16 protein-coding genes are annotated in these 24,453 nt (G+C 67.3%); 8 read left to right on the plus strand and 8 right to left on the minus strand.

The genetic code is table 11. The features are described from left to right. The first annotated feature begins 11 nt into the window (after positions 1-11). Positions 12-2,576, plus strand: a complete 2,565-nt coding sequence (locus tag K1X11_RS16305) for a DUF4350 domain-containing protein (protein ID WP_221031303.1) — start codon at positions 12-14, stop codon at positions 2,574-2,576. A gap of 105 nt (positions 2,577-2,681) precedes the next feature. Beyond that, positions 2,682-3,599: an AEC family transporter gene (locus K1X11_RS16310; protein WP_221031304.1), complete on the plus strand. Its 918-nt coding sequence runs from the start codon at positions 2,682-2,684 to the stop codon at positions 3,597-3,599. Between the two features lie 855 nt (positions 3,600-4,454). On the opposite strand, the gene K1X11_RS16315 is transcribed toward K1X11_RS16310, so the two are convergent. Both K1X11_RS16315 and K1X11_RS16320 read right to left on the minus strand, forming a co-directional pair. Further along, on the minus strand, positions 4,455-7,262 hold the full coding sequence (locus K1X11_RS16315) for a LysM peptidoglycan-binding domain-containing protein (RefSeq protein WP_221031305.1): 2,808 nt from the start codon (positions 7,260-7,262) through the stop codon (positions 4,455-4,457). 70 nt (positions 7,263-7,332) lie between these two features. Next, positions 7,333-7,797, minus strand: coding sequence for a hypothetical protein (locus K1X11_RS16320; RefSeq protein WP_221031306.1), 465 nt, complete (start codon positions 7,795-7,797; stop codon positions 7,333-7,335). Positions 7,798-7,914: 117 nt separating this feature from the next. Here K1X11_RS16320 and K1X11_RS16325 point away from each other — a divergent pair, with 117 nt between their 5' ends. Continuing rightward, a complete protein-coding gene (locus tag K1X11_RS16325) occupies positions 7,915-9,273 on the plus strand; it encodes an MATE family efflux transporter (RefSeq protein ID WP_221031307.1) in 1,359 nt (452 codons plus the stop codon). Between the two features lie 287 nt (positions 9,274-9,560). Here K1X11_RS16325 and K1X11_RS16330 read toward each other — a convergent pair whose 3' ends face one another. The 3 genes from K1X11_RS16330 to K1X11_RS16340 all read right to left on the minus strand — a co-directional run bounded on the left by K1X11_RS16330 (position 9,561) and on the right by K1X11_RS16340 (position 12,815). Beyond that, complete coding sequence (locus K1X11_RS16330) at positions 9,561-9,848, minus strand: DUF167 domain-containing protein (RefSeq protein WP_324726010.1); 288 nt, start codon at positions 9,846-9,848, stop codon at positions 9,561-9,563. A 127-nt stretch (positions 9,849-9,975) separates the two neighbouring features. After that, positions 9,976-11,502, minus strand: coding sequence for an aminotransferase class I/II-fold pyridoxal phosphate-dependent enzyme (locus tag K1X11_RS16335; protein ID WP_221031308.1), 1,527 nt, complete (start codon positions 11,500-11,502; stop codon positions 9,976-9,978). Between the two features lie 287 nt (positions 11,503-11,789). Beyond that, positions 11,790-12,815, minus strand: a complete 1,026-nt coding sequence (locus tag K1X11_RS16340) for an ATP-binding response regulator (RefSeq protein WP_221031309.1) — start codon at positions 12,813-12,815, stop codon at positions 11,790-11,792. 123 nt (positions 12,816-12,938) lie between these two features. Here K1X11_RS16340 and K1X11_RS16345 point away from each other — a divergent pair, with 123 nt between their 5' ends. From K1X11_RS16345 to K1X11_RS16360, 4 genes are all read left to right on the plus strand, one after another. Then, complete coding sequence (locus K1X11_RS16345; protein WP_221031310.1) at positions 12,939-13,703, plus strand: exodeoxyribonuclease III; 765 nt, start codon at positions 12,939-12,941, stop codon at positions 13,701-13,703. A 51-nt stretch (positions 13,704-13,754) separates the two neighbouring features. Continuing rightward, entirely contained in the window at positions 13,755-14,420 is a 666-nt protein-coding gene (locus K1X11_RS16350) for an SET domain-containing protein (protein WP_221031311.1), read from the plus strand. A 141-nt stretch (positions 14,421-14,561) separates the two neighbouring features. Beyond that, positions 14,562-15,059 carry a CinA family protein gene (locus K1X11_RS16355; RefSeq protein ID WP_221031312.1) on the plus strand — a complete coding sequence of 166 codons (498 nt, stop codon included), beginning with the start codon at positions 14,562-14,564 and terminating at the stop codon, positions 15,057-15,059. Beyond that, positions 15,056-18,010, plus strand: coding sequence for a 1-acyl-sn-glycerol-3-phosphate acyltransferase (locus K1X11_RS16360; RefSeq protein ID WP_221031313.1), 2,955 nt, complete (start codon positions 15,056-15,058; stop codon positions 18,008-18,010). Before K1X11_RS16355 ends, K1X11_RS16360 begins: the two co-directional genes overlap by 4 nt. A 250-nt stretch (positions 18,011-18,260) precedes the next feature. On the opposite strand, the gene K1X11_RS16365 is transcribed toward K1X11_RS16360, so the two are convergent. Continuing rightward, on the minus strand, positions 18,261-18,944 hold the full coding sequence (locus K1X11_RS16365) for a lipid-binding SYLF domain-containing protein (RefSeq protein WP_221031314.1): 684 nt from the start codon (positions 18,942-18,944) through the stop codon (positions 18,261-18,263). Positions 18,945-19,113: 169 nt separating this feature from the next. Beyond that, positions 19,114-19,485, minus strand: a complete 372-nt coding sequence (locus K1X11_RS16370) for a metallopeptidase family protein (protein ID WP_221031315.1) — start codon at positions 19,483-19,485, stop codon at positions 19,114-19,116. 355 nt (positions 19,486-19,840) lie between these two features. On the opposite strand from K1X11_RS16370, the gene K1X11_RS16375 reads away from it, so the two are divergent. Further along, the gene (locus tag K1X11_RS16375) at positions 19,841-22,222 is read left to right on the plus strand and encodes a Calx-beta domain-containing protein (RefSeq protein ID WP_221031316.1); all 2,382 of its coding nucleotides are present in this window, start codon (positions 19,841-19,843) and stop codon (positions 22,220-22,222) included. Between the two features lie 96 nt (positions 22,223-22,318). Here K1X11_RS16375 and K1X11_RS16380 read toward each other — a convergent pair whose 3' ends face one another. Next, on the minus strand, positions 22,319-24,415 hold the full coding sequence (locus tag K1X11_RS16380; protein WP_221031317.1) for a Sip1-related alpha-galactosidase: 2,097 nt from the start codon (positions 24,413-24,415) through the stop codon (positions 22,319-22,321). Between the last annotated feature and the right edge of the window lie 38 nt (positions 24,416-24,453).

Consider the following 24,453-nt stretch of genomic DNA (forward strand, 5'->3'; position numbering starts at 1 on the left):
TCTTTTTTCCCATGTTGAGATACTTCCGGTTGATTCTGGCTTTGAGTGTGGTGACCCGGCTGTTCGGTGCGGGTGAGCCGCTGGACTATTTCCTCTCCGACGGCGGGCCCTACGACGAGAGCGTGCCGACGCCGGCAGAGCACTTTGGATTTGAGGTGGGAGAGTGGCATCTGCGCCCAGATCAGATCGAAAGCTACCTGCGAGCCTTGGCCGCCGCCGCGCCGGCGCGGGCGAAGGTCGAGGTGTATGGTCACACCCACGAGCAGCGGCCGTTGCTGCAGTTCATCGTGGCGGCACCGGAGCGTCTGGCCGATCTCGAGGCGGTGCGGGAGGAGCATCTCGCGCTTGGGCGCGTGGGCGCGCGCCCAGCGGTGGTGAATCTCGGTTATTCGATCCACGGCAACGAAGCCTCCGGTGCGAACGCCGCGATGGTGGTCGCCTATTGGTTGGTGGCCTCGGAGCACCCGGCGGCGCAGGCGGCGCGACGGGATCTGGTGGTGCTGCTCGATCCGATGTTTAACCCCGACGGCGTGGCGCGCTTTGCGCACTGGGCCAACACCCATCGGGGTCAAAACCTGGTGGCCGACCGCTACCATCGCGAACACCGCGAGCCCTGGCCCAACGGCCGCACCAACCACTACTGGTTCGACCTCAACCGCGACTGGTTCCCGCTGGTGCATCCGGAGAGTCAGGCGCGCATCGGCCGCTATCACCAATGGTTGCCCAACATCATGAACGACCATCACGAGATGGGCACCGACAAGACTTTCTTCTTCCAGCCCGGCGTGCCTTCGCGCAACAACCCGACCACGCCGGCGCGCGTGTATGAGCTGCAGGAGCAACTGGCGACGCATCACGTGGCGGCGCTCGATCGCGCGGGCTCGTTCTTCTACTCGGCCGAGGGTTACGACGATTTCTACGTCGGCAAGGGCTCGGTCTACCCCGACCTCACGGGCGGGCTCGGCATCCTCTACGAACAGGCCAGCTCGCGCGGGCATGTGCAGGAGACGGATTTTGGCGACATGCCCTTCGCCTTCACCATTCGCAATCAAGTCATCGCTTCGCTTTCCACCCTGGCGGGGGCGGTGGCGATGCGCGGCGACCTGCTGGAGCATCAGCGCGAGTTCTACGCCACCGCCAATGACTTCGCCCAAGAGCGTGGCATCGGCGGTTGGGTGATCGATCCGGCGGGTGACCGTGGCCGCGCCTGGGAATTGCAGTCGCGCCTGGCGCAGCACCAGATCGAGGTGCATGCGCTCAAACGCGACGTCGAGATTGGCGACCGCACCTACGCGGCGGGCGAAGCGCTCTGGGTGCCGGCGGCGCAGCCGCAGGCGCGCCTTTTGGCGGAACTCTTTACCGATCGTAGGGAATTTACGGATACGGCGTTCTACGACATTTCGGCTTGGAGCGTGCCGCTGGCCTTCAACCTGCCGCATGCTACGGTGGCCTGGGGGGACGCCCGTGGGCTCGCCGGCGAGGCGCTGACCGTCGGGCCACGCCCGGTGGGTGAGCTGGTCGGTTCGCGCGACGGCGTGCGGGCGTATTTGATCGAAGGATACGGCTTCGACGTGCCGCGGGCGTTGGGACGACTGGGGCAGGCCGGGATCGTGTCGCAGATCGTGACGGAACCGTTTCAGGCGGTGCCGGCGGGCGCGGACGCGGACGCGGCGGTGACCCTGAGTCGAGGCTCGGTCTTGGTGCCGGTGACGCGTCAGGCGAGCAAGGCGGCGGAGATCGAGGCGGTGATCGATTCCATTCTGGCGGAAGACGCGGTGACGGTGGTGGCGCTCGCCAGCGGTCACACTCCGGATGGGCCGGATCTGGGCAGCCCGAGTTTGGTGACGGCGACGGCGGGCCGCGTGGCGGTGCTGACCGGTGACGGGCTGAGTCCTTACGACGCGGGCGCGGTGTGGCATACGCTGGATACGCGCTACGGTTTGCCGGTGCTGTTGTTGGAGCTCGACGATGTAGCGTCGGCGGATCTGTCGCGACTGGATGCGATTGTGATGGTCGATGGCCGTTACAGCGGGTTGAGCAGCCGGGCGGTGGCGGCACTGGCCGAGTGGGTGCGCGACGGCGGCACGCTGGTGACCTTTGAGCGCGCGGCGGCGTGGGCAGCGGACACCTTGAAGGCGCCGCTGGCCATGCGGGAGGCGGGCGGCAAGTCGACCGACGAACCGCGGCAACCCTTTGCGCGAGGGGAACGTCTGGAGCGTGCCAAGCTGATTCCCGGCACGGTCTTCGCGGCGGACGTCGATCTGACGCATCCGCTGGCTTACGGGCTGGGCAGCGAAGTGCTGCCGCTGTTCCGTCAAGGCAAGGTGCAGCTGGAGACGTCGGAGTCGCCGTATCAAACGCCGTTGGTTTATGCCGACGAACCACTGTTGGCCGGTTATGCGCGCGACGAAGATGTGGCCAAGCTGGCGGGGCAAGCCGCCGCGGTGGTTGCGCCGATGGGGCGTGGCCGCGTGGTGGCGATGACCGACCTGCCGGTGTTTCGCGGCTATTGGTTCGGCTCGATGCGTTTGCTGGGCAACGCGATCTTCTACGGGCCGGCGATGCGCACGCCGTGAGTGCGGCCGATGGCGGGAGGGGCGGGCGGCCGCCCGGGATGGATTGTGCCGTTGGGCAAAGTCCCGCCTAGACGCGCGGTCGTTGCTGGCTGATGCTGCGCGGCCGTGGCCGTCCTGAATCTGCTCGCTCCCATTTTCCTGATTATCGCGCTGGGCGCGGCTTTGCAGCGCGGCGGGATGTTGGCCGGGCCGGTGGTGGCGGGGATCAACAAACTGCTCTTTTGGGTGGGTCTGCCGGCGGCGGTGTTTTCGGCGCTGGTGACTGGAGCTGGCGGCAACGAAGGTGCGGGGGCGCTCTTGCTGGCGATGTTGGGCGGCACGGCGTTGACGGCGGTGCTGGCGTGGTGGGGCGGACCGTTGCTGGGCGTGCAGGCGCGGGCGCGCGGCACGTTTACGCAGGGGGCGTTTCGGTCGAATCTGAGTTTTATTGCGCTGCCGCTGTTGCTGTCGGTGCCGGGCGTGCCGATCGGGCAGGCGATGCTCACCTTTGCGCCGATGCTGTTGCTCAACAACGCGGTGGCGGTGTGGGTGCTGTTGGCGAGTCAGGACGAAGTCGGTGGGCGGATGTGGCGGCGCATCGGTTTGGGCGTGGTGCGAAATCCGATCATTTTGGCATCGGTTACCGGACTGGCGGCGCGCTTGGCGGGTTGGACGCCGCCGGTGGCGTTGCTGACGACGCTGCAGTCGCTGGGGCGGATGGCTTTGCCGCTGGCGCTGCTCTGCATCGGTGCGGCGCTCATGACGGTGCCGGTGAAGGGCAATCGGCGGCTGCCGTTGATCGCGGCCGGCTTCAAGGTGCTGTTGTCACCATTGCTTGGATACGGCCTGGGGCGGTTGCTGGGGCTGGATGCGGCGGCGATGCTGGTGCTCTTGATTTGCCTGTCGTGTCCGACGGCGGCGGTGTCGCACACGATGGTGAAGCAGATGGGCGGCGACGAAGGCATGGCGGCGACGACGGTGGTGTTTGCGTCGATCGGCGGCGCGGTGTCGCTGGCCGTGGTGCTGGCGCAGTTTGCGGGGTGAGGGGGGGCGGCCGAGACGGCCGCTGCTTCATTTTGGTTTTGGGTGTTTGAGGTGGACCGTGGCCTCCGGACGCGGTCGGCGGTGGAGTGGGGGCGGAGGGGCAACGTTAGCGCGAGCAAGCTCGCGGCCTACAGTGCGGGTTCGGAAGCAGAGTGTAGGCTGCGAGCTTGCTCGCGCTGCGTTGCGTCGCGGGGGGGAGCTGACGCACTGGAGCGACGCGGTCGGGACGCCCGCGTCCACCTTGGGAGTGAGTTCGAGGTGGACCGTGGCCTCCGGACGCGGTCGGCGGTGGAGAGGGGCGGAGGGGCCGCGTTAGCGCGAGCGAGCTCGCGGCCTACAGTGCGGGTTCGGAAGTCGGGGGTAGGCTGCGAGTTTACTCGCGCTGCGTTGCGTCGCGGGGGGAGCTGACGCACTGGAGCGACGCGGTCGGGACGCCCGCGTCCACCTTGGGAGTGGACCGTGGCCTCCGGACGCGGTCGGCGGTGGAGTGGGGGCGGAGGGGCAGCGTTAGCGCGAGCGAGCTCGCGGCCTACAGTGCGGGTTCGGCAGTTGAGGGTAGGCTGCGAGTTTACTTGCGCTGCGTTGCCCCGCGGGGGGGCTGACGCGCTGGAGCGACGCGGTCGGGACGCCCGCGTCCACCTTGGGAGTGGGTTTGAGGTGGACCGTGGCCTCCGGACGCGGTCGGCGGTGGAGTGGGGGCGGAGGGGCAACGTTAGCGCGAGCGAGCTCGCGGCCTACGGTGTGGGTTCGGGAGTCGGGGGTAGGCTGCGAGTTTACTCGCGCTGCGTTGCCTCGCGGGGGCGGAGCTGACGCACTGGAGCGACGCGGTCGGGACGCCCGCGTCAACCTTGGGCCTTACGGGAGGCGGAGTTCGGTGCCGACGGGGAGGGCGCTGGGGTTGGGGATGGCGGCGCGGTTGAGGTTGAGGATGTCGCGCCAGCGCAGCGGGGTGCCGTAGTGCTGTTGGGAGATGCTCGAGAGGGTGTCGCCGGCCTGCACGGTGTGCGTGGCGGGGCTGGCCGCCGGGGCCGGGGTTGGGGCGCTGGCTACGGTCGGCGCGGTCGGTCGCGAGGGGGCGGCGCGGTCGATGACGGGCGCGGTCTGCGCGAGGGCGAGTTGGGTGCGCAGCTCGGCGACTTGGGCGGCGAGGGTGGCGGTCTGGTCCTGCGCCTGGCGGGCTTGTTCGCGGAGGTTGTTGTTCTCGGCGAGGACCTGTTCGGCGGCGGCGAGTTCGGCGCGCAGGGTGGTAAGTTCGTCGGCGCGCGCGGCGGCGAGGGCCTGGGCGGCGGCGAGTTCGTCCTGGAGGGTGTTTTGCTCGGCCGAGGCGCTGGAGGTGGCGGCGGCGAGTTGGTCTTCGACCTGGGCGAGTTCAGCCGCGGCGGTGGCGCGGTCTTCTTCGGCCGCGGCGAGCTGGGGTTGGAGGGACTCGAGTTGCTCGCGCAGGGCGGCGATGGAGGTGTCGGCGGCGTCGGCGCGGGCGGAGGCTTCACCGAGTTCGCGGCGGGTGCGGGCGAGTTCGCGTTCCTGGGTGGAGAAGGCGCGGAGGCTGGCGTCGAGTTTGCTCTGCAGGTCGCGGAGCTCGGCGGGGTCGGCGCTGGGTTCGGCGGTCGCGCTGGCGACGGCGTCCTGGGCGCGGGCGAGTTGGCGGGAGGTGGTGGCGAGTTCGTCGCGGGCGCTGCTCAGATCGGTCTGGGTCGACGCGAGTTCGGTTTGGAGGGCGTCGCGTTGGGCGGTGACGGCCTCGAGTTCGGACCAAGCTTGGGCGAGTTCGTTGGCGACGTCCTTTTGGTCGGCGTTGCGGTTGGTGGTTTCCTGGGTGAGGCGGGCGAGTTCGGTGCGGGTGCGACCGAGGTCGGTGGTGAGTTCGTCGACGGACTGGCGGGCGGTGGAGAGCTGGGCGGTGGCGCGTTCGTGGGCGGCGCGGCTGGTGGTGAGGTCACGTTGGGCGGTGGCGAGTTCCGACTTGGTGGCCTGGAGTTGGGTGGCGAGATCGGTGGCGCGAGCGTCGGTGGCGTCGAGCTGGTCGCGGAGGGTTTGCTCGGTGTCGGACTGGCCGTTGGCGAGGCGGTCGAGCTGGCCGCGGAGCTGGGTGTTGGCGTCGCGGGCGGAGGCGAGTTGTGTAAGCAGATCCTGAATACGCGTGGTGGCGGCGGGCAGATCGGCGGCGGTATCCTGCGCGGCGGCGAGGTCGGACTCGAGGGCGGCGCGGGCTGCGCGGGCGGCGGCGAGGTCGGCGGTGGTGGCGGCGAGTTGCTGGCGCAGGGACTCGGTCTCGCGGGCGGCTTGAGCGACGTCGGTCTCGGCGTTGCCGGCGGTCGCCTGGGCGGTGGCGAGGTCGGCTTGGGTGGAGGCGAGTTGAGCTTGGGTGGACTCGAGTTCGTTGCGCGTGGCGGAGAGTTCGCCGAGGAGGGCGCTGATGCGGTCGGCGGCGTTGCCGAGGTCGGCTTGGGAGTCGGAGAGTTCGGCGACGCGGGCTTGGGCGTTGGCGAGTTGGGTGGCGAGGGATTGGCGCTCGGCCTGGATGGTGGCGACCTGTTCGCGCAGGGGCACGAGTTGGGACTCGGCGGTTTCGGCGGCGGCTTGGGCGTTGGCGAGTTCGCGGGTGGCTTCCTGATTTTGCGCCTGGAGTTGCTCGGCTTGGCGGCGGGCGGTGGCGACCTCGTTGAGCAGGTCGGAAATGCGGGAGGTGGCGGCGGTGAGGTTGGCGGAGGCGTCGGCGCGACCGGCGAGTTCGTTGCTGGTAGCGGAGAGTTCGGCTTGGAGGCGATCGGCGGTGGCTTGGCTCTCGGAGAGGTCGGCGCGGGCTTGGCGGAGCTGGGTCTGGGTGCGGGTGAGCTCGGTGGTGAGTTGATCGACGGCGTCGGACTGGTCGCGGGCGGAGGCGGATTCCTCGACGAGGCGGGTGTTGGATTGGGTGAGGCGGGCGTTGGCGGCGCGGAGGGTGGCGAGCTCGGTGGCGGCGGCGGTGGCTTCGGCGGCGAGGCGATCGCGTTCTTGGCGGAGGGCGGTCTCGGCGGGGGAGGGGCCGGCGGCGCGGAGGGTGGCGAGGTCGGCGGTGAGGCGTTCGATGTCGCGCTCGCGGGAGGCGAGGGCGGCTTCGGCGATGGCGGCGCGTTTGCGGAGTTCGGCAGTGGAGCCGGAGGAGGTGGCGCGGAGCTGGGCGAGCTCGGCTTGGGCGGTTTGGAGTTGGGCGGCGAGGGTGTCGCGTTCGTTGGCGAGGGAGGCGAGGGCCTGGTCGTCGGCGTCGAGGGGGACGGGGGTGAAGGCGGAGGAGCCGAAGGTGGCGGGGGTCTCGGGGGCGGCCGTGACGGTGACCGTGGGGGTGTCGGCGTTGAGCGGACGGGCGAGGCGAGCGCGGGCGGTGGTGAGTTCGGAGGCGGTGAGGCGCTCGGTCACGAGGGCGAGTTCGCGGGAGCGGGAACCGTTGGCGGCGGCGCGGGAGAGCCAGACGTAGGCTTCGACGAGGTCGTAGGCGGGCTCGCTGGCATCGGCGTAAATGAGGCCGAGGTTATATTGCGCGATGGCGTTGCCGTCCTGGGCTTTAGCGCGGAGGGAAGCGATGTCGGCCGGCGGCGTGGCGGCCGAAAGGGACGTGACGGAGAGCAGAGATGAAGCGAAGGCGAGCGCGGCGCACAGCAGGCTGCGGGAGAGTCGGGCGGTCATTTGGGGGCGGAGCTTGGGCAGGTGAGGGGCGAATGCAAAGCGGTAAGGGGGCCGAAGCGTCGAAGTCGCGTCAGGGCGTGGGGGCGGGTTGGGGGGAAGGCGTGGGCGCAGGGGCGTCGGGGTGGTTGGCGGAGGGTGGGGCTTCGAGCTCCTCGAGGGCGGCCTGCATCTCGGCGAGGTCGGCCTGGAGTTGGGGGTCGTTGGTCGAGTCGATGATGACGGCTTGGCCGGAGGAGAAGTCGATGGTGGTGCCGTCTTGGATGATGATAGGGTCGGAGGCGGAAGTGGATGCGGTGGATGCGGTGGATGCGGCGGATGTGGCGGCCGGAGCGGGGGCGGGGGCAGGGGACGGTGTGGCGATGATGGGTGACGGTGCGGGTGTCGGCACCGTTGAGGGGGCGTGGGTGGGGCTGGCGCTGGTCGTATGGTGGGGCGCGGTGACCGGTTGGGCGCGGCGGGTGTGTTTAAAACGCAGCACGGCGGCGAGGACGATGAGGAGAAGGGTGATCCAGAGGAGCGGTCGGCTCAGTTTCATCGGCGGGGCAGTGTGACGGAGGTGAGGCGAATGTCGATGCGAGGGAGGCGGGCGGAAGGCGGATGGTTGCGAATGGGAGTTGCGCGCAGGTGGGCACGGTCCGTTGGTTTACGTTTGATGTCGTCCTATGTCCAAGAAGCGAAGCGCACGCTGGGGTTGGCCGGCCCCATCATCGTGGGGCAGGTCAGCCAGATGCTGATGAGCGTCACCGATGCGGTGATGATCGGGCGCGTGGGCAAGGAGGCGTTGGCGGCGTCGGCGTTCGCCGGGAGTATTTGGGGCGTGTTTTTTGTGATGGGGATCGGGTTGCTGATCCCGGTGGCGGTCAAGGTGTCGGAGTCGCATGGCGGGGGAGACGAGACGCAGACGGCGGAGTGGTTGAAGCACGGTGTGGTGACCGGTCTGGCGGCGGGGCTGCTGGGTATGGGGGCGATGCTGGGTCTGCGGCCGATGTTGCATCTGTTTAATCAGCCGCCGGAGGTGCTGGCGCTGGTGCCGCCGTATTACGCGCTGATCGCGGTGTCGTTGGTGCCGACCTTGGGCTTCCAGGTGCTGCGGCAGTTTGCGGAGTCGTTGGAGCGGCCGGTGATGCCGATGGTGTTTATGCTGGTTGGGGTGGTCCTGAATGTGGGGCTCAACTGGGTGTTCATTTACGGGCGGCTGGGGGCGCCGGCAATGGGGCTGACGGGGGCGGGGTGGGCGACGTTGATCTCGCGCACCTTGGGCGTGGTGGCGATCTGGTGGTGGGTGAGCCGGGCGACGCATTTTCAAGCGGCGTGGCCGACGCGCTGGTGGGGCGGTTATGCGTGGGAACGGGTGCGGAGTTTGCTCGGGTTGGGGGTGCCGATCTCGTTCAGTTTGTTGTTTGAGTCGGGCGCGTTTGGTCTGGCGGCGATCATGATGGGTTGGCTGGGGGCGACGCAGCTGGCGGCGCACCAGATCGCGATCAGTTGTGCGGCGTTTACGTTCATGTTCCCGCTGGGGCTTTCGATGGCGGTGAGCATGCGGGTGAGTCGGGCGCTGGGGGCGAAACGGTTTGAGGCGCTGCGGCCGATCGCGGGCAGTGCGCAGGTCATGTCGGGGCTCGTGATGGGGACCTTTGCGCTGCTGTTTGCGGTGGGCGGCGACTGGCTGGCGGCGCAGTTTGTGCCGGAGCGCGAAGTGATCGTGCTGGCGGCGTCGTTGCTGGTGGTGGCGGCGGTGTTTCAGCTCGCGGATGGCGCACAGGTAGTCGCGGCCGCGGCGCTGCGCGGCCTGAGTGACGTGGTGGTGCCGACGGCGATCACGGCGCTGGCGTATTGGGGCCTGGCGCTGCCGTTGGGCTGGTGGCTGGGCACGCGCACCGGGTGGGGCGCGCAAGGCATTTGGGTCGGCCTAGCGTCGGGCCTGGTGTTTGCGGCCGTGGCGCTCAACTGGCGCTTCCTGCGGCGGACGCGAGCCGAGCGGCTGGCGAGGCTCGTGGGGGCTGGGAGCTAGGGGCTGGATTACTAGGTGCTGGGGACTGGGGGCTGGATGCTGGGGACTGGGTTTCTGGGGGCTGGATGCTAGGGACTGGAGGTCGGCGCTGTGTCACCTAATGGGTGACGCGGTCGTTCGTAGTCTATAAGCGCAAGATATTACCCTGTAGTGAGATAAAAATTAGTTTAGACTAATTTTGTCACCTGATGGGTGACAAGTTGGTTGAGGCGGGACCACCGGACGGTGGGGGGGGCGGTGGTGGCGTCGGCCGAGATTCGAGAATTAGCCTAGGCTAATTGTGTCACCTATTGGGTGACAAGTTGGTTGAGGCGGGACTGGAGGTCGGTGGGGGTGAGGGTGGCGATGGCGACGCGTTTTTGGCGGGCGCTGGCGCCGGTGGCCAGGGTGACCGAGCCTTTGGGTAGTTCGAGGACCTCGGCGAGGAAACGACAGAGTTCGGCATTGGCTTTGCCGTCCACGGGCGGGGCCTTGAGCTTCACTTTGAGCGCGTCACCGAGCCAGCCGACGAGCTCGCTGCGGGCGGCGTTGGGGACGGCTTTGATGGCGAGCTGGGCGGAAGGGCTGGGAGGCACGGCGATTTGGACACAGAGGGCGCAGAGGAGACACAGAGGACTCGGAGCGATCAGGGCGGGGAGGGCTGAAATGCTGGAGAGGGAGGGTTGGCGGAGAGGCCGGGGGGACCGGGGTCGGCGACCCCGGCTACAGCTGTGGTGTGTTTGGGGTTTTCGGGAGGGCGGCGTCTAGGGTGGCTAGGATGTCTTCCACGGGTTCGGTGCCGATGGAGAGGCGGAGGAGGTGGGGGTCGATGCCGGCGGCGGCGAGTTCGGCGCGGCCACTTTCGGTCGTCACGAGGTCGTAGTGCGCGAGGTAGATGAAGGGGCAGATGAGGGTGGTCTCCATGCCGAAGCTGGGGCCTTTGGCGAGGTGGAGCCGGTCGTAGGTGGCGGCGAGGTCGCCGTGCACGGTGAAGCTGATGATGCTGCCGAGGTGCTCGGGGCTGCGCGCGATTTGGAGGTAGTTGGCGCGGGAGTCGGGGTGGAGCGACCAATAAACATCTTTCACGCCGGGGTGGGCGCGGAGGTAGTCGATTACGGCGGCGGCGTTGGTGTTGGTGCGCGCGATGATGGCGGGGTAGTCGGCGATCTGCGCGGCGAGGCGGCGGAGGTCGCGTTGGTAAATGGGATCGCTGCGGCGTTCGATGCGGGCGCGGAGCCAATCGGCGTCGGGGCCGGTGGGGTTGATGATGGTGGCGCCGGCGATGAGGTCGCCCTCGGGGGCGGTGTATTTGGTGAGGCTGTTCACCACGACGTCGGCGTGGGGGAGGACGGTGACGTTGAGCGGTGAGACGAGGGTGGGGTCGATGAGCAGGCGGCCGCCGGCGGCGTGGGTGAGTTGACGGAGGGCGGGGAGGTCGGCGGTCTGGACGAGGGGGTTGGTGGGGGCTTCGGTGACGATGCCGGCGAAGCGGTCGCCGGCGGCGGCGATGGCGGCTTCGATGGCGGGCAGGTCGGTGACGTTGTGCAGGGCAACGTAGTCGGCCGGGGTGGCGGTGAAGCGTTGGAGTTGGGCGATGGTGTCGAGGTAGAGCCAGCCGAGTTGGATCCAGACGGTGCGGCCGCGGGAAGCTTGGAGGTCGGCGAGGGCCGACCAGGCGGCGTGGATGGCGTTCATGCCCGAGGGGGCCAGAATGATGTCGCGGCGGGCGGTGCCGGGGTAGGCGGCGAGCAGGGTGTCGGTGACGGTCGCGAGGGCGGTATCGGCCGGGGCGAGGGTTTCGGGGTCGACGGAGGCGAGGGCGCCGCGGGCGGCGAGGCGGTCTTCGGCTTCGCGGGAGGAGAGGAAGCCGCCGGTGTTCTGGAGGTAAATTTTGGCGCGGCGGGCGAGGTCGCGGTCGGTGGGGTGGGCGATGCCGTGCAGGCCCTCGTGGTCAACGCGGATGGCGTGGGCGGAGCCGAGCTCGGCGAGCAGGGCATCGGCGGCACGGGCGGAGCAGGTGAGCCAGAGTTGGTGATCGGCGAGTTCGAGATCGGCGATGACGACGGCGGCCAGTTGTCGGTTGTAGCTGTGGACGACGAAGCGGGGGTAGCCGGTGGTGAGGTGCTGGATGACGGCCGGGTCTTTTTCTTCGTAGCCGATGACGTCCCGCATGGTGGGCAGGCTGCACGAGACCGCGTGGGGGCGATCGGGAATGGGCTGGCCGAGAGGGATGGGAGAAAAGGCAGGCATCGGAGGACGAAGGGTCACGATGCGGCTAACGGCCGGGCGGCGGCAAATCGCAAAATGGGGGTGCTGGGTGCTGGTTGCTAGGGGCTGGGTGCTGGTGGCTGGTGGCTGGTAGCTGGTAGCTGGGTGGCTGGGTGGTTGGGCCGAGGGGCATCCGCCTTCGCTCTGGGAGCTATGGCGGGCCGGGGAGGAGCGGCCGAGACGGCCGCTGCTACATCTTTGGCGTCTTTATCCTTATTCTGACGGCACGCAGGGCCGCTGCGGGGGCGGGGAGAAAGAGAAAGATTAGTTTAGCGGGGGAAGCTTAGGGTGAGGGTTAAGCCTCGTTTGGGGCGGTTGTCTAAGGTCCAGGTGCCGCCGAGGGCTTGGGTGAGGTGTTCGCTGAGGCGGAGGCCGTAGCCGGTGGTCGCGGGGAGGGGGTCGGGGAGGCCCATGCCGTGGTCGGTGATGGTGATTTGGTAACCGTCGGTGGTCGGCGCGAGGGCGACGTCGATGGGTTCACTTTTCAGCGAATAACGGCAGGCGTTGTCGACGAGTTCGGTGACGAGTTTGGCGAGGTATTCGCGGGGGACGGCGGCGGTGACGTCGGCGAGGTCCAGGCGGAGGTGCTCGGTGCGGTGGTGGCGGCGGGCGGCGTGTTCGGCGGCGTGGCGCACGAGGTCGGCGAGGGAGACGGCCGGGCCGGAGGCGGTGGGTTTGAGCTGACCGGACTCGAGGCGGGAAAAGAGGATGAAGTTCTCGAAGCGCCGGTTGAGGGTGTCGGCGGCGGCGAGGATGTTGCCGGCGAATTCCTTCACGTCGGCGGGGGGCATGATCTGGGCGTCGACTTCGAGGACGGAGGCGCAGCCGACGATTTCGTGGAGGGGTTCAACGAGGTCGGGCGGGAGGAGGGCGTCGAGGTTGCGACGCAGGGTCTGGAGCTCGGCGGAGGCGGCGGCTTCGCGCTGGGCCTGACGCTTGAGGTGCTGGTCGACGGTGCGCAGGAGGGTGGCGTGTTCGACGGGTTTGGCGAGGTAGTCGTCGGCACCGAGGTCCATGCCTTTGCGCATGTCGGGCAGGTCGGCTTCGCCGGTCATGAGAATGACGGGGGTGTGTTCGAGGCCGGGGGACTGGCGGAGCTGGGCGAGTGCGGCGTGGCCGTCGAGGCCGGGCATGCGCACGTCGGAGACGATGAGGTCGGGCCGGTGGGCGCGGGCGAGGCGGACGCCTTGTTCGCCGTCGGCGGCGGTGATGACGCGGTGGCCTTCGCCGAGGAGGAGCTCTTCGAGCATGCCGCGCAGGTTTTCGTCGTCGTCGATGAGGAGGAGCGTGCTCATGGGGAGGGGGGGGAGTGTGGGGAGCGAGGTGGCGGGGAGAAAGATAAAGATAAAGAGAAAGAAGAAAGAGCGGGTTGGCAGCCGGGGGTTGATTATTGGCGGCGGGGCGTGAGCATGCGCGCGATGAAATTGGTTTCTTGGAATGTGAATGGCCTGCGGGCGGTGTTGGGTAAGGGGTTTTTGGAGTTTTTTGCGGCGGAGAAGCCGGACGTGCTGTGCCTGCAGGAGACGAAGTGTCATCCGGGGGACGTGGCGCACGTGGAGTGGCCGAAGGGTTACTCGGTGGCTTTCAGCGCGGCGAAGAAGAAGGGCTACAGCGGCACGGCGGTCTTCACCAAGGACAGCAAGGCGAAGCCGTTGAGCGTGACGGAGGGCATCGGCATCGAGGAGCACGACCAGGAGGGGCGCACGCTAACGGTCGAGTTTGAGGATTTTTATCTGGTGAATGTCTATGTGCCCAACGCGCAGCACGGGCTGGTGCGGCTGCCGTATCGGGAGCGCTGGGATGTTGATTTCTGCAACTACCTGAAGGGGCTGGAGGCGAAGAAGCCGGTGGCGTTTTGCGGCGATCTGAATGTGGCGCACAAGGAGATCGATCTGGCGCGGCCGAAGGCGAATGTGGGCAACCCGGGGTTCACGGTGGAGGAGCGGGCGGGCTTTGACCGGTTTCTGGAGAGCGGCTTCACGGATACGTTCCGGGAGTTTGAGACGGGACCGGATCATTATTCGTGGTGGTCCTACCGGGCGGGGGCGCGCGGCAAGAACATCGGGTGGCGTATTGATTATTTCCTTACGTCGGCCGGACTGGCGTCGCGGTTGAAGGGGGCGTGGATCAGTCCGCAGGTGATGGGCAGTGATCATTGTCCGGTGGGTTTGGAATTGAAGTGAGCGCGCGGTCGCGCCTCTGTGTCGGACTTTCGGTTCCCCGCTTCCTTCCCCATGGCCAAGACGACCAAAAAACCAGCCGCTACGAAAAAGAAGACGTCCGTGAAGTCCGCTGCGGCTGCGAAGACGAAGGTGACGCCGGAGCCGACGACGTCGGAGTGGATTCGCGTGGCGCAGTCGCAGGTGCACGGCACGGGGATTTATGCGGCGAAGGACATTCCGGCGGAGACGCGCATCCTCGAGTATGTGGGCGAGAAGATCACCAAGGCCGAGGCGCAGCGGCGTGATGAGGCGCGGGTGGCGCGGCAGGAGGCGGGCGACGATGGCTGCGTGTATTTGTTTGAGATCAACAAGCGCTACGATCTCGACGGCGACGTGTCGTGGAACACGGCGCGGTTGATCAACCATTCGTGTAATCCGAACTGCGAGACGGAGAATGTGCGCGGGCACATTTGGATCAGCGCGCTACGCGATATCCCGGCCGGCGAGGAGCTGAATTACGACTACGGTTTTGATTGGGAGAACTGGAAGGATCATCCGTGCCGCTGCGGTTCGCCGGACTGCTTTGGGTGGATCGTGCAGAAGGACCAGCGCAAGAAGGTGCTGAAGGCGATCAAGCAGGAGAAGAAGGCGGCGAAGCAGGAGAAGAAAAAGCAGAAGGCGAAAGCGAAACGGAAGAAGAAGGGGAAGGGGAAGTCGAAGGGTGGGAAGAAGGATTGAGGCAGCGGCGGAGAGGCAACGGCGGAGGGGCAACGGCGGAGGGGCAGGGGAACGGCCGACAGGTCCGTTGCTACTTGTTGGGGGTTGTTTTGTGCTTTTTCAGGGAGTCGGGATGGCGTCAGTGTTGGGGGTGTGTTGGATTTGCTTCCTCTTAAATCGTTGATGGCGGGCCGGCCGGGGATGGGGTTGGCGGTGGCGGAGAGTTTGACCTCGGGGGGGGTGCAGGCGCGGGTTGGTTCGCTGTCGGGAGCGTCGGTGTTTTTTCGCGGGGGGATCACGGCCTACACGCTCGAACAGAAGGTGCGGCATTTGGGGGTGCACCGGGAGTCGGCGGCGGCGTGCAATTGCGTGAGCGACGAGGTGGCGCGGCAGATGGCACGGGGGGCGGCGTTGTTGTTTGAGGCGGACATCGCGGTGGCGACGACGGGTTACGCGGAGCCGTGGCCGGCGGAAAAGGTCGAGGTGCCGTATGCGTGGTGGGCGTTGGCGGAACGTTTGGCGGATGGGCAATGGCTCGAGTTGAGCGGTCGGGTGGAGTGTCCGGAAATGGATCGCGCGGGCGTGCAGGCGTTGGTGAGCGACACGGTGTTGGCGGCGCTGATCACACATCTGGAAGGTTCGGTGGAGGGGACGGTATGAGCGCGGGGGCAGGCACCTCCTGGCTGGGTCGTATGGCGCGGGGGTTGGTGCATGGTGTAGCGCGTTTTTATTATCCGCGCATCGAGGTGACCGGCGCGGTGCCGGAGGACGGGCCGGTGCTGTTGGTGGCGAATCATCCCAACTCGTTGCTCGATCCGGTGCTGCTGGGGGTGGCCGCGCGACGGCCGGTGCGGCTGATGGCGAAGGCGCCGCTGTTTACGATGCCGGTATTTGGGCGGATCATGCACGCGCTGGGCATGATCCCGGCCTATCGTGGCAGCGATGGGGGCGGGCGCGCGGAGGTGAAGAAGAACCTGGAATCGTTGGCGCAGGCGGCGGCCGCGTTGGGCGAGGGGGGGGGATCGGTGGTGGGCATTTTTCCGGAGGGGAAAAGTCACGACGACGTGCAGGTGGCGTTGGTGCGATCGGGCGCGGCGCGCATGGCCATGGCGGCGGTGGAGGCGGGCGTGCGCGGCCTGCGGGTGGTGCCGGTGGGCATCAACTACGAGCGCAAGGAACGCTTTCGCACGGCGGTGTGGATTCAGGTGGGCGCGGCGATCGAGGTGGATGCCTTGTTGGCCGAGCACGAGGGCGACGGGCGGGCGGCGATGCGGGCGCTCACGCCGGTGATCGATGCGGCGCTGAAGGACGTGGTGGTGCACCTCGAGGAGGCGCAGTGGGAACCGCTGTTGGAGGAAGTGGAAGGGCTGTTGCCGGCGCGGCGCGGGCTGCGGGTGGAAGGCGTGTTGAAGCTGCGCAAGCGGGTGGCGGATGCGATCAACCACTATCATCGGGCCGACCGGGCGCGGGCGGAGGCAATGGCGGCGCGGGTGGAGGCTTGGCGGGCGCGGCGGCAGGCGAGTGGGTTGCCGGCGGACGCGCGGTTTTTTCGGCAACCGCTGGCGCGGCGTTTGGTGGCGGTGGCGTGGGATGCGGTGCGGCTGGTGGTGGCGCTGGGGTTGGGTTCGGCGGGGTTGTTGCATCACCTCGTGCCGCATGGGATCACGCGGGTGGTGGCGGCGCGGTTTGATCATCCGGGGCGGGTGACGGTGGCGTTGCACCGGGTGCTGGTGGGCGTGCCGGTGTATGGGCTGTGGTATGCGGGGGTGGCGGTGGCGATGCTGCGCTACTTCATGCCGTGGGTGGCGGTGACGTGGCTGGCGTTGATGCCGGCGGCGGGGCTGTGCGCGATCTGGGTGGGGCGGCGTCTGCGGGTGGTGCTGCCGATCTGGTGGGCGGAGGTGAAACTCTTGCTGCAGCGGCGGCGGGTGGTCGCGTTGCGGCGCGAGCGGGCGGAGTTGGTGGAGGCGTTGCTAGCGATGGCGGCGGACTTTCCGGGCGCGGAGACGGCTGGGCGGGAAGTGGAGCGCAAGCTGTGGCGTCCGCCGCTGTGGGTGAGTGGAGTGATTGCGGCGGCGCTGAGCAGTGTGGCGCTGGTGGTGGGTGGCTGGCTGCTGCGGGATCGGCCGCTGGAGTGGCGGCAGACGGACGCGCCGGCGCTGCATCAGTTGGAGCCGGCGGTGTTGGCGGAGCGGATGGGCGCGGATGAACGCGGACTGGTGGCGGTGATCGACGGACTGGCGGACCTGGAGGCGCGCTTCCGAGTATTCGAAAAGCAATTACACGCGGGGGAGCGCAGTTATTATCGGCCGGAGGACGACGATGAGATGCGGCGCATGTTGGTGAGTTACCTGTCGCTGCGGCAGGCGCTGTTGCGGACGGTGTGGCGGTATCAGCGTTATGCGCAGGTGGGTGATGAGCGGCTGCGGTTGCGGGCGCTGCTGCTGCACTACGCGGCGGCGGCGGTGGTTTACGATTATTCGGCGCGCTTTGTGTTGGCCTTTGAAGGCAGTGAGACCGCGATCCGGAAACTGAATGAAGCGGAGCCGCGCTGGGGCGTGCCGGCGGGGGTGTATGATCGGATCCGCGCCAACCTGGCGAACATCGCGCACCGGCGGTGGTTGGAGGCTGGGTGGCGGCATTATCATGAGACGTTGCCGGCGTGGGAGTCGGTGGGGTTGGGGCCGGGCGGCGAGGATGTGGTCGCGGCGCGGTTGCATGCGGCAATTGCGGAGGCGGGGGCGCGGACGGCGGCGCTGAGTGAACGCATCCTGGTCTACAAGGTGGCGACGGCGATGAGTGACGCGAAGGCGGCGGTGGGGGGCAGCTATTATCGGGCGAGCGCGGCGATCTCGACCCTGATCGGGGATGCGAAGATTCGGGCGCCGCGGGAGGGGAAGACGCTGGTGACGCCGGAGTTGTTGGAGCGGCTGCAGCCGCTGTTGCAGCCGGGGGACATTTTGATCGAGCGGCGCAACTGGTATATGTCGAACGCCTTCCTGCCGGGGTATTGGCCGCACGCGGCGCTGTATGTGGGCACGGCGGAGGACGTGCGGGCGCTGGGGCTGGCGGAGGATCCGGCGGTGGCGGCGAAGCTGGCGGAGTTTGCCGGAACGGATGCGGCGGGACACGCCTTTGCGGTGATCGAAGCGATGAGCGAAGGGGTGGTGTTTACCTCGATCGAGCACTCGATCGGTGAGGCGGATGCGGTGGCGGTGCTGCGTCCGCGTTTATCGGTGGAGCAGAAACGCACGGCGATCGCGCGGGCGTTTTCCCATGCGGGCAAACCGTATGATTTTGATTTCGATTTCTTCAGCAGTGACCGGCTGGTGTGCACCGAAGTGGTGTATCGGAGTTATGGGGACATGCTGGAGATCCCGCTGGTGGAGATTCTCGGGCGGCAGACCCTGCCGGCGATTGAGATCGTGCGGGTGTGGGCGGAGGAGTCGGTGCGTGCTGATGCGGGCGAGGGGGAGGGCGCAGACGCGGGCGGCCAGTTTGAGTTTATCGCGCTTTTGGATGGCGACGAGGAGGCCGGGACCTGCACGTGGGCGGATGCGGCGACCTTGCGGGAGTCGTTGGGGCGGCCGGCGCTGACGTGGTTTAATTGAGGGCGGGATGCGTCGGGATGCGGGGGGGGCGGGATGCGGGATACGGGATACGGGATACGGGGGGGGCGGTCTTTATTCTTTCGTCTTTATCTTTCTCTTTATCCCCGACGACCGGAATTCGAACCCACCGCTTTTGGGCGGCGCGTTGCGCCGTCAGAAGAAAGATAAAGAGGAAAGAGAAAGATGTGCGGGGGGCACTAAAAAGCCCGGCCCTTTTTGGGGGCCGGGCGGGGGAGAGTGGTTTGATCGCTTACTGGGTGATTTGGGCGATGTATTGGTGGAGGGGTTCGGCCTCGGGTTGGAGGGCGACCCAGTCGCCGAAGAGGATTTCGGGGAGGCCGTAGCGGGTCTCGTAGAAGGCGCGGTTGCCGACGTTGTTGGCGGCGATCCAGCCCGTCTTGACGGTGGCGCCGGCGAAGAGGCCGGTCTTCTTGGTGTAAACGAGGATGGGGGCGGCGAGGATCTCGCGGTTGATTTTGGTGGTCTCGGCGACGCGGGGGCCGGCGATGGCGGCGGCGTCGACGCCGATGTTGAAACGGCCCTTGTAGAGGCGGCGGGCGATGTCGACGTCGTTGAGAATGTAGACCGTCTCGACGGAGTTGGCCCCGATCTGGAGGCCGAAGCTGGCTTCACCGGCCGAGAGCATGGCGGGGATGCTCCAAGAGCCGTCGGGGCGGCGCACCATGATCACGCCGTAACCGTCCTTCACACCGAAGAGGAAGCCGGCCTTAAACTGGTTGGTGATGACGATGGCCTGGGCGTTTTGGAGGACGGCTTGAGGGATCTGGTAGTCGGCGCTGGCCTGGAACTCGCGGATGATCGCTTCGCAGGATTCGATGCGGGTGACGTAGTCTTTGCGCGGCATGCTGCGCTCGGCGCGGAGGGCACCAGCGAAGCTGAAGGCAATGAGGGCGAGGATGAGGAAACGCTTCATAACGGGTCGGACTGTGACGGAACTAAGCACGACGGCGGAGTTTTGGAAATGTCGAATTGCGAAAGGGTCTGGGGGAGCGCGAGCGAGCTCGCAGCCTACAGGGAATCAGGGGCGGCGCGGAGGCCGCATCGATTGGCAGGAGGTCTGACGAGGTTGGGACCCGGGTTATTCAATCAAGTTCACGTTCGGCGAGGTCATCTTCGTCCCAGCCGAAGTAGTGGCCGAGTTCGTGGAGGAAGGTGACGTGGACCTCATCGAGGAAGATTTCGCGGTCGTGTTCGGCGAAGTCCCAGAGGTTGCCGAGGAAGAGCAGGATCTGGGTGGGCATGTCGTTGCGGTCGCCGGTGTCCTCGCCGTGGGGCGGGCCGACGAAGAGGCCGAGGATGTCGGGCTCAAACTCGGCGCCGAGGATCTCCGCGCTGGGGCGGTCATGGTAGAGCACGGGGATGCGGTCGACGTGCGGGCGCAGCTCCGGCGGAAGATCGGCGAGGGTGGCAGCAACTTCTTCGGCGGCGAGGGTGCGGAGTTGAGCGGGGGACATGGAGGCGAGGCGGCGGAGAGGCTGGGAGTCTTTGACACAGGGGTCACGGAGGGGACACTGAGAACTCGGAGGGAGGGGTGGAATATAGCCACAAAAAGGCACGAAAATTCACGAAAAGTGGTGGACTCGCCTTTTGGGTGGGGCGGTTCGCAACGGATTGCGGGTTGGGGGCGTTGTGGGCGGGGCCGGGATGACCCACGGCTGCATCTCCCGGTGTGCCCCTCTCCCGGAGTGCAGCGGGAACTCCGCTCATTTATCCGTCCGAGGCGACTTGGCGGATGATGAACCGATCCCTACCCCGCGGACGGCGCTCGGTCTCTTGGCCTGGCGATCGTTCGCCAAACCCCCATATCCCATGAATCGACTCATCCCCACCGTCCGCCGACGTCTGGTCGGACTTGTTGGTGTGATGGCGGTGCCTCTGCTGCCGCTGCACGCCACGGACTATTACCTCACCGTCAACGGAGCTGGCGCCGAAGACGGCAGCTCGTGGGCGGATGCCTTTCCGTCCTCTGATTTGGTCACTGCCGTCGGCGCCCTCGGGGCCGGCGACACGCTCAACATCGGCAGCGGCACTTACCTGATGGGAGCCGGCACCGTCCTGAACATCAGTTCGAGTGGCACGGCCGGTTCGCCCAAGACGCTGCTCGGCGTCGACACCGGCGGCGGTCTGCCGGTGTTTCGCGGCACCTACAACGTGAACAACAGTGCCTTGTCATCCGACATCTTCCTCAAGTTCACCGGTTCGACGGCGCACTGGGTGTTCAAGGACTTCAGCATCGAGAACTACGCTTTTCCGGTGCGCATGAATCTCTCCGGCACGACCTATACGCTGCGCAACAACCTCGTTTTTGAGAACATCGACGGGCAGAACTGCATGGACTTCTTCCAGATCCGCAACGCTTCGCAGGTGACGTTGATCGATTGCGACGTGGTGCGTTACCGCAAGAAGGGCTTCCGTTACGCCGACTACATCGAATACCTGACCTTCGACACCTGTTCGGCCGACGCGAATGGCGGCGACGACACCTTCCCGACCTTGTCCATCCCGGCGGGGTTTGTGGGCGGTGACACCAACGACGAGCCCCGCATTCACGACGTCACGCTCATCGATTGTGTGGCGCGCAACAACCGCTTCGTGCAGTCGACCGGCACCTACTGGAACGGCGACGGGTTTTCCACCGAGGAGGCCACCTACAACGTGACCTACACCCGCTGCTACAGCTTCGACAACCACGATGGCGGCTTCGACGACAAGGCCGACAACGTCACCTACGTGAGCAGCGTCGCCATCGGCAACGCCAAGGGGTTCCGCTACTGGGGCAACAACGGCGTCTACATCAACTGCCTCTCGGCCTATAACAAAAATTGGGGCGGCACCAATGCCTCCGACGGTCTGTGGGTGGGCTCGCAGACCAATGGCAACGTGGGCGTCGCGCACGTTTACCTGTCGACCTTTCACAACAACGACAAGTGGGCGCTGGAGTCCTACGACAATGGCGAGATCAACGTCACCGATTCGATCCTCTCGGTCGATGGAGTCTGGACCAACGCCAATCTCGAAGAGGTGACGAACGACATCACCCTGACCAATACGGCCCGCTTCAAGGCGAGCGCGGGCTACACGGTCGACCCGCAATACACCGCGCCCTCGCGCACCTGGACGGGGACCCCGGCCAACGCGTTCGACAGCGCGGTCTATTCGCCAACCCAGGGGTATTACAGTCTCTACGCGCCCAGCGCCGGCCCGGTCGCCACGATCAGCGCGAGTGATCCGGCCGCCGGCGAACCGGCCAACGACGGGGCGTTTACGGTCTCCGTTTCGCCGGCTCCCAGCTCGCCGGTTACGGTCAACCTGAGCGTGAGCGGCACGGCGAGTGCGGGCAGCGACTACACGGCCATCGCCAGCACGGTGTCCGTGGGCACCGGCGGCACCGCCGTGGTCGACGTGGAGGTCCTCGACGACAGCACGGTGGAAAGCGCAGAGACCGTGGTGGTGACGCTTGCGACCGGGGTCGGCTACGACGTCGGCACGCAGGACAGCGCGACCGTGACCCTCACCGACGACGATGTGGCGGTGCCCACGATCACCGTCACCGCCATCGATGACGATGCCGCCGAGCCGTATTACGATGGCAAATACAGGCTAACGGCCAGTCCCGCTCCGTCGGGGCAGTTGACCGTGAACGTGACCATGAGTGGGACCGCCACCAACGGCACCGACTACAAAACCATCGCCAACTACGGCACGCTCACCATCGGCTCCAGCGGCACGCTCGATGTGCTGCTGGATGTGACCAACGACTACGTGGTGGAAGGCGACGAGACCGCGGTGCTCACCGTGACTTCCGGCTCGGGTTACGCGGTGGGCAGTCCGGCCAGCGCGTCGATTACGATCGTCGACAACGACGTCACGCCCGTGGTGAACGCCACGTTGGTTGACAGCACGGCGGGGGAGCCGAGCAACAACGGCAAGTTCCGCCTCAAGGCCACGCCGTCGCCGGGCACCTCCCTGGTGGTGAACATCGCGATGAGCGGCACGGCGACCAACGGCGTCGACTACGTGTCCATCCCCGCGACCAAGACACTGTCGAGCAGCGGCGTGGTCGAGTTTGTGCTCGATGTGAACAACGACTCGATCGTGGAGGGCGATGAGACGGCCATCCTCACGGTGCTGCCCGGCACGGGTTACACTGTGGGCACCAGCGCCACCCTCACGATCACGGACAACGACTGATCGCCCCGGCGTTTCAATCCGACGTTCAGCGTGGTTCGGCGTCCGCCGGACCACGCTTTTTTTGGGCCCGGGTGGTTGGGCGGCCGCGGCGCCGGGTCAGCTCCAGCGCAGCATCACGTGGCGGGGTGCTCCGGTCGGCAAGTGGGCGCGCACGGCGCCGTCGGTCGTGTGCGTGAAGGGCACGGTCGCGCCGTCGCAGTGCACCGCGGCGGGCGGTTGAGGCGTCCAGGCGAGGAACTCGCCGCCATCGCGGAGGTTGAGTTCGGTGATGGTGCCGTCGGCGGTGTCCCGGCGGGACGAGACGGCGGCGGCGCTGTTGAGTTTGTCGGCCAGCCCGATCACGGCGCAGCCGTCCACCACGGGGGCAAAGGTGATGAGTTCCCACTCCCCGGCCGCGAGGTCGAATTCCAGCCGCGTGTGGCGGTCGCAGGGCACGAGGCGACGGGTGCGGGCATGGTAGGCGACAAAAGCGTCGCCGGCCAAATCGGCCACATCATCCACGCCGGTGGTGCCGGTGAGGCGGGCCGGTGACGCTGCCGTCGCTGCAGGTTGCGCGTCGCGCGGGGCTTGGGCGTTGAAGACGCCGAGCAGGCCGGTGTCGCCGACGCGGTTGAAGATCTTGAGCAAGGCGGGCTCGCGGGTGGGATCGGTGAAGAGCAGGTCGCGGGTGAGGCAACCCGGCCCGTCGGCACGCAGAACCGAGCCGTCACTGAGCACGAGTTGACGCAGCAGCGCCGCGTCGTGTTGTCCTGGAGAATCGGATACGTAGACCGGGCCGCCGGAGAGCACGCGGGCCGCGGCGTGAAACCCGCCGCGCGGATGGCCGGATTGAAACATGTCCCAGTCGGGGCGGATGAACTCGCCCCACCACAGGCTGGCGTGGGCGTTGTTGTAGAGATGCTGCCCGTGGCTGGCGGCGCGGTCGGGCCAAAAATCGTCGGACGTGCGCATGAGCGACGCGTGGCCGAGGTAGAGCCCTTCCGGGCTGCAGGACATGCAGTGCAGCACGCGACCGTCGAAGTGGCGCTGGGCGGAAGCGGCCAGGGCGCGGCGGTAGGCGCGGGACAGGGGCACGCGCCCGCCCAGGCCGGAAGCGACGCCCTCCAGCACCGCTTGGTTATCGACCTTCACGCCATCGACGCCCTGGGCGCGCAGGTGGTGGTGATAGTTCTCGAAAAAGTCGGCGACCGCGGCGGCGCTCGGCACGTTGACGGCGGGGCCCCACTTGGCGAGTTCACCGGTCTTGTCCTGGACGAGCAGGGCGGGGCTGAAGGTGCGGGGCACGCGGCGGGGCGCGCAGGCGGGCAACGCTTTCGGGCAGACGCCGCCCCAGTAACCGGTCAGCGCATGCCAGACGAGGAAGCGGGAGATGCCGAAGGTGGTTTTACTCGTTTGCACGAGCGCACTGAGGTCGTGGCCGAAGCGGGCGTTGGGTTGCCAGTCGGTGAGCACCTTTTCGCCGCCGGGCGCGGTTTTGATGCTTTGCCAACCGTCGTCGAGGATCAGCAAGCGAGGTGATACTCCGGCGGCGGCGAAGGCGCGCAAGCCCTCCAGCACCTTGGCGGGTGAGACCTCGTGGTAAAACGCATCCCAGGTGCACCAGCCGAAGAGCTCCACGAAATCCGGCACCGGCAGGTCGGCGGGGGCGGGGGAGAGGTTTTGCTGCCGGCGCACGGCTTCGGCCGCGCGATGCAGCAAGGCAAACGGATCGGGACCGCTGGCGACAAACAACCCCACCTCGGCGGCGACCGGCACGGCGGGGTCGCCGGTTTCGGCGTGCAGCGACAGACCATCGGCGTCGCCCTGCAGGGTGAAGGCGCAATGGTCGCCCAGCAAAGGAACGAACAGGACGTAGGTGTCGGCGGTGGTTTCCGCGAGCAGCCACATCGTGCCCGGCGGAACCTCGGCGATGTCGAGTCCGACGGTGGGCCGCACCCAAAAGGGGCTGCAGCGAAAAGACGCGGTGAAGCGGCGCAGCCCGGCCACGGGACCCAGCGCAAAGGTCGCCGTCGCTGCAGCCGCGGGGTGTGGCGGAGTGACCGCGGGCGCGAGAAAGACGCCGGTGCCGCAGGCATCCGGGTGTAGTTTCCAATCGGATACGTCCAGTCCGGGCAGCATCCGGCGCAGCACGTCGGTCGGGGCGGCCGGGTGGGCGCGGGGATGCGTCGAAGGGGAAGGGGAGGGGCAACTCATGGCGAAAAGGGGGAGGCGAAGCGGACGAGGCGGTTGCC

It is taken from the genome of Actomonas aquatica (genome assembly GCF_019679435.2).
Classification (GTDB): domain Bacteria; phylum Verrucomicrobiota; class Verrucomicrobiia; order Opitutales; family Opitutaceae; genus Actomonas; species Actomonas aquatica.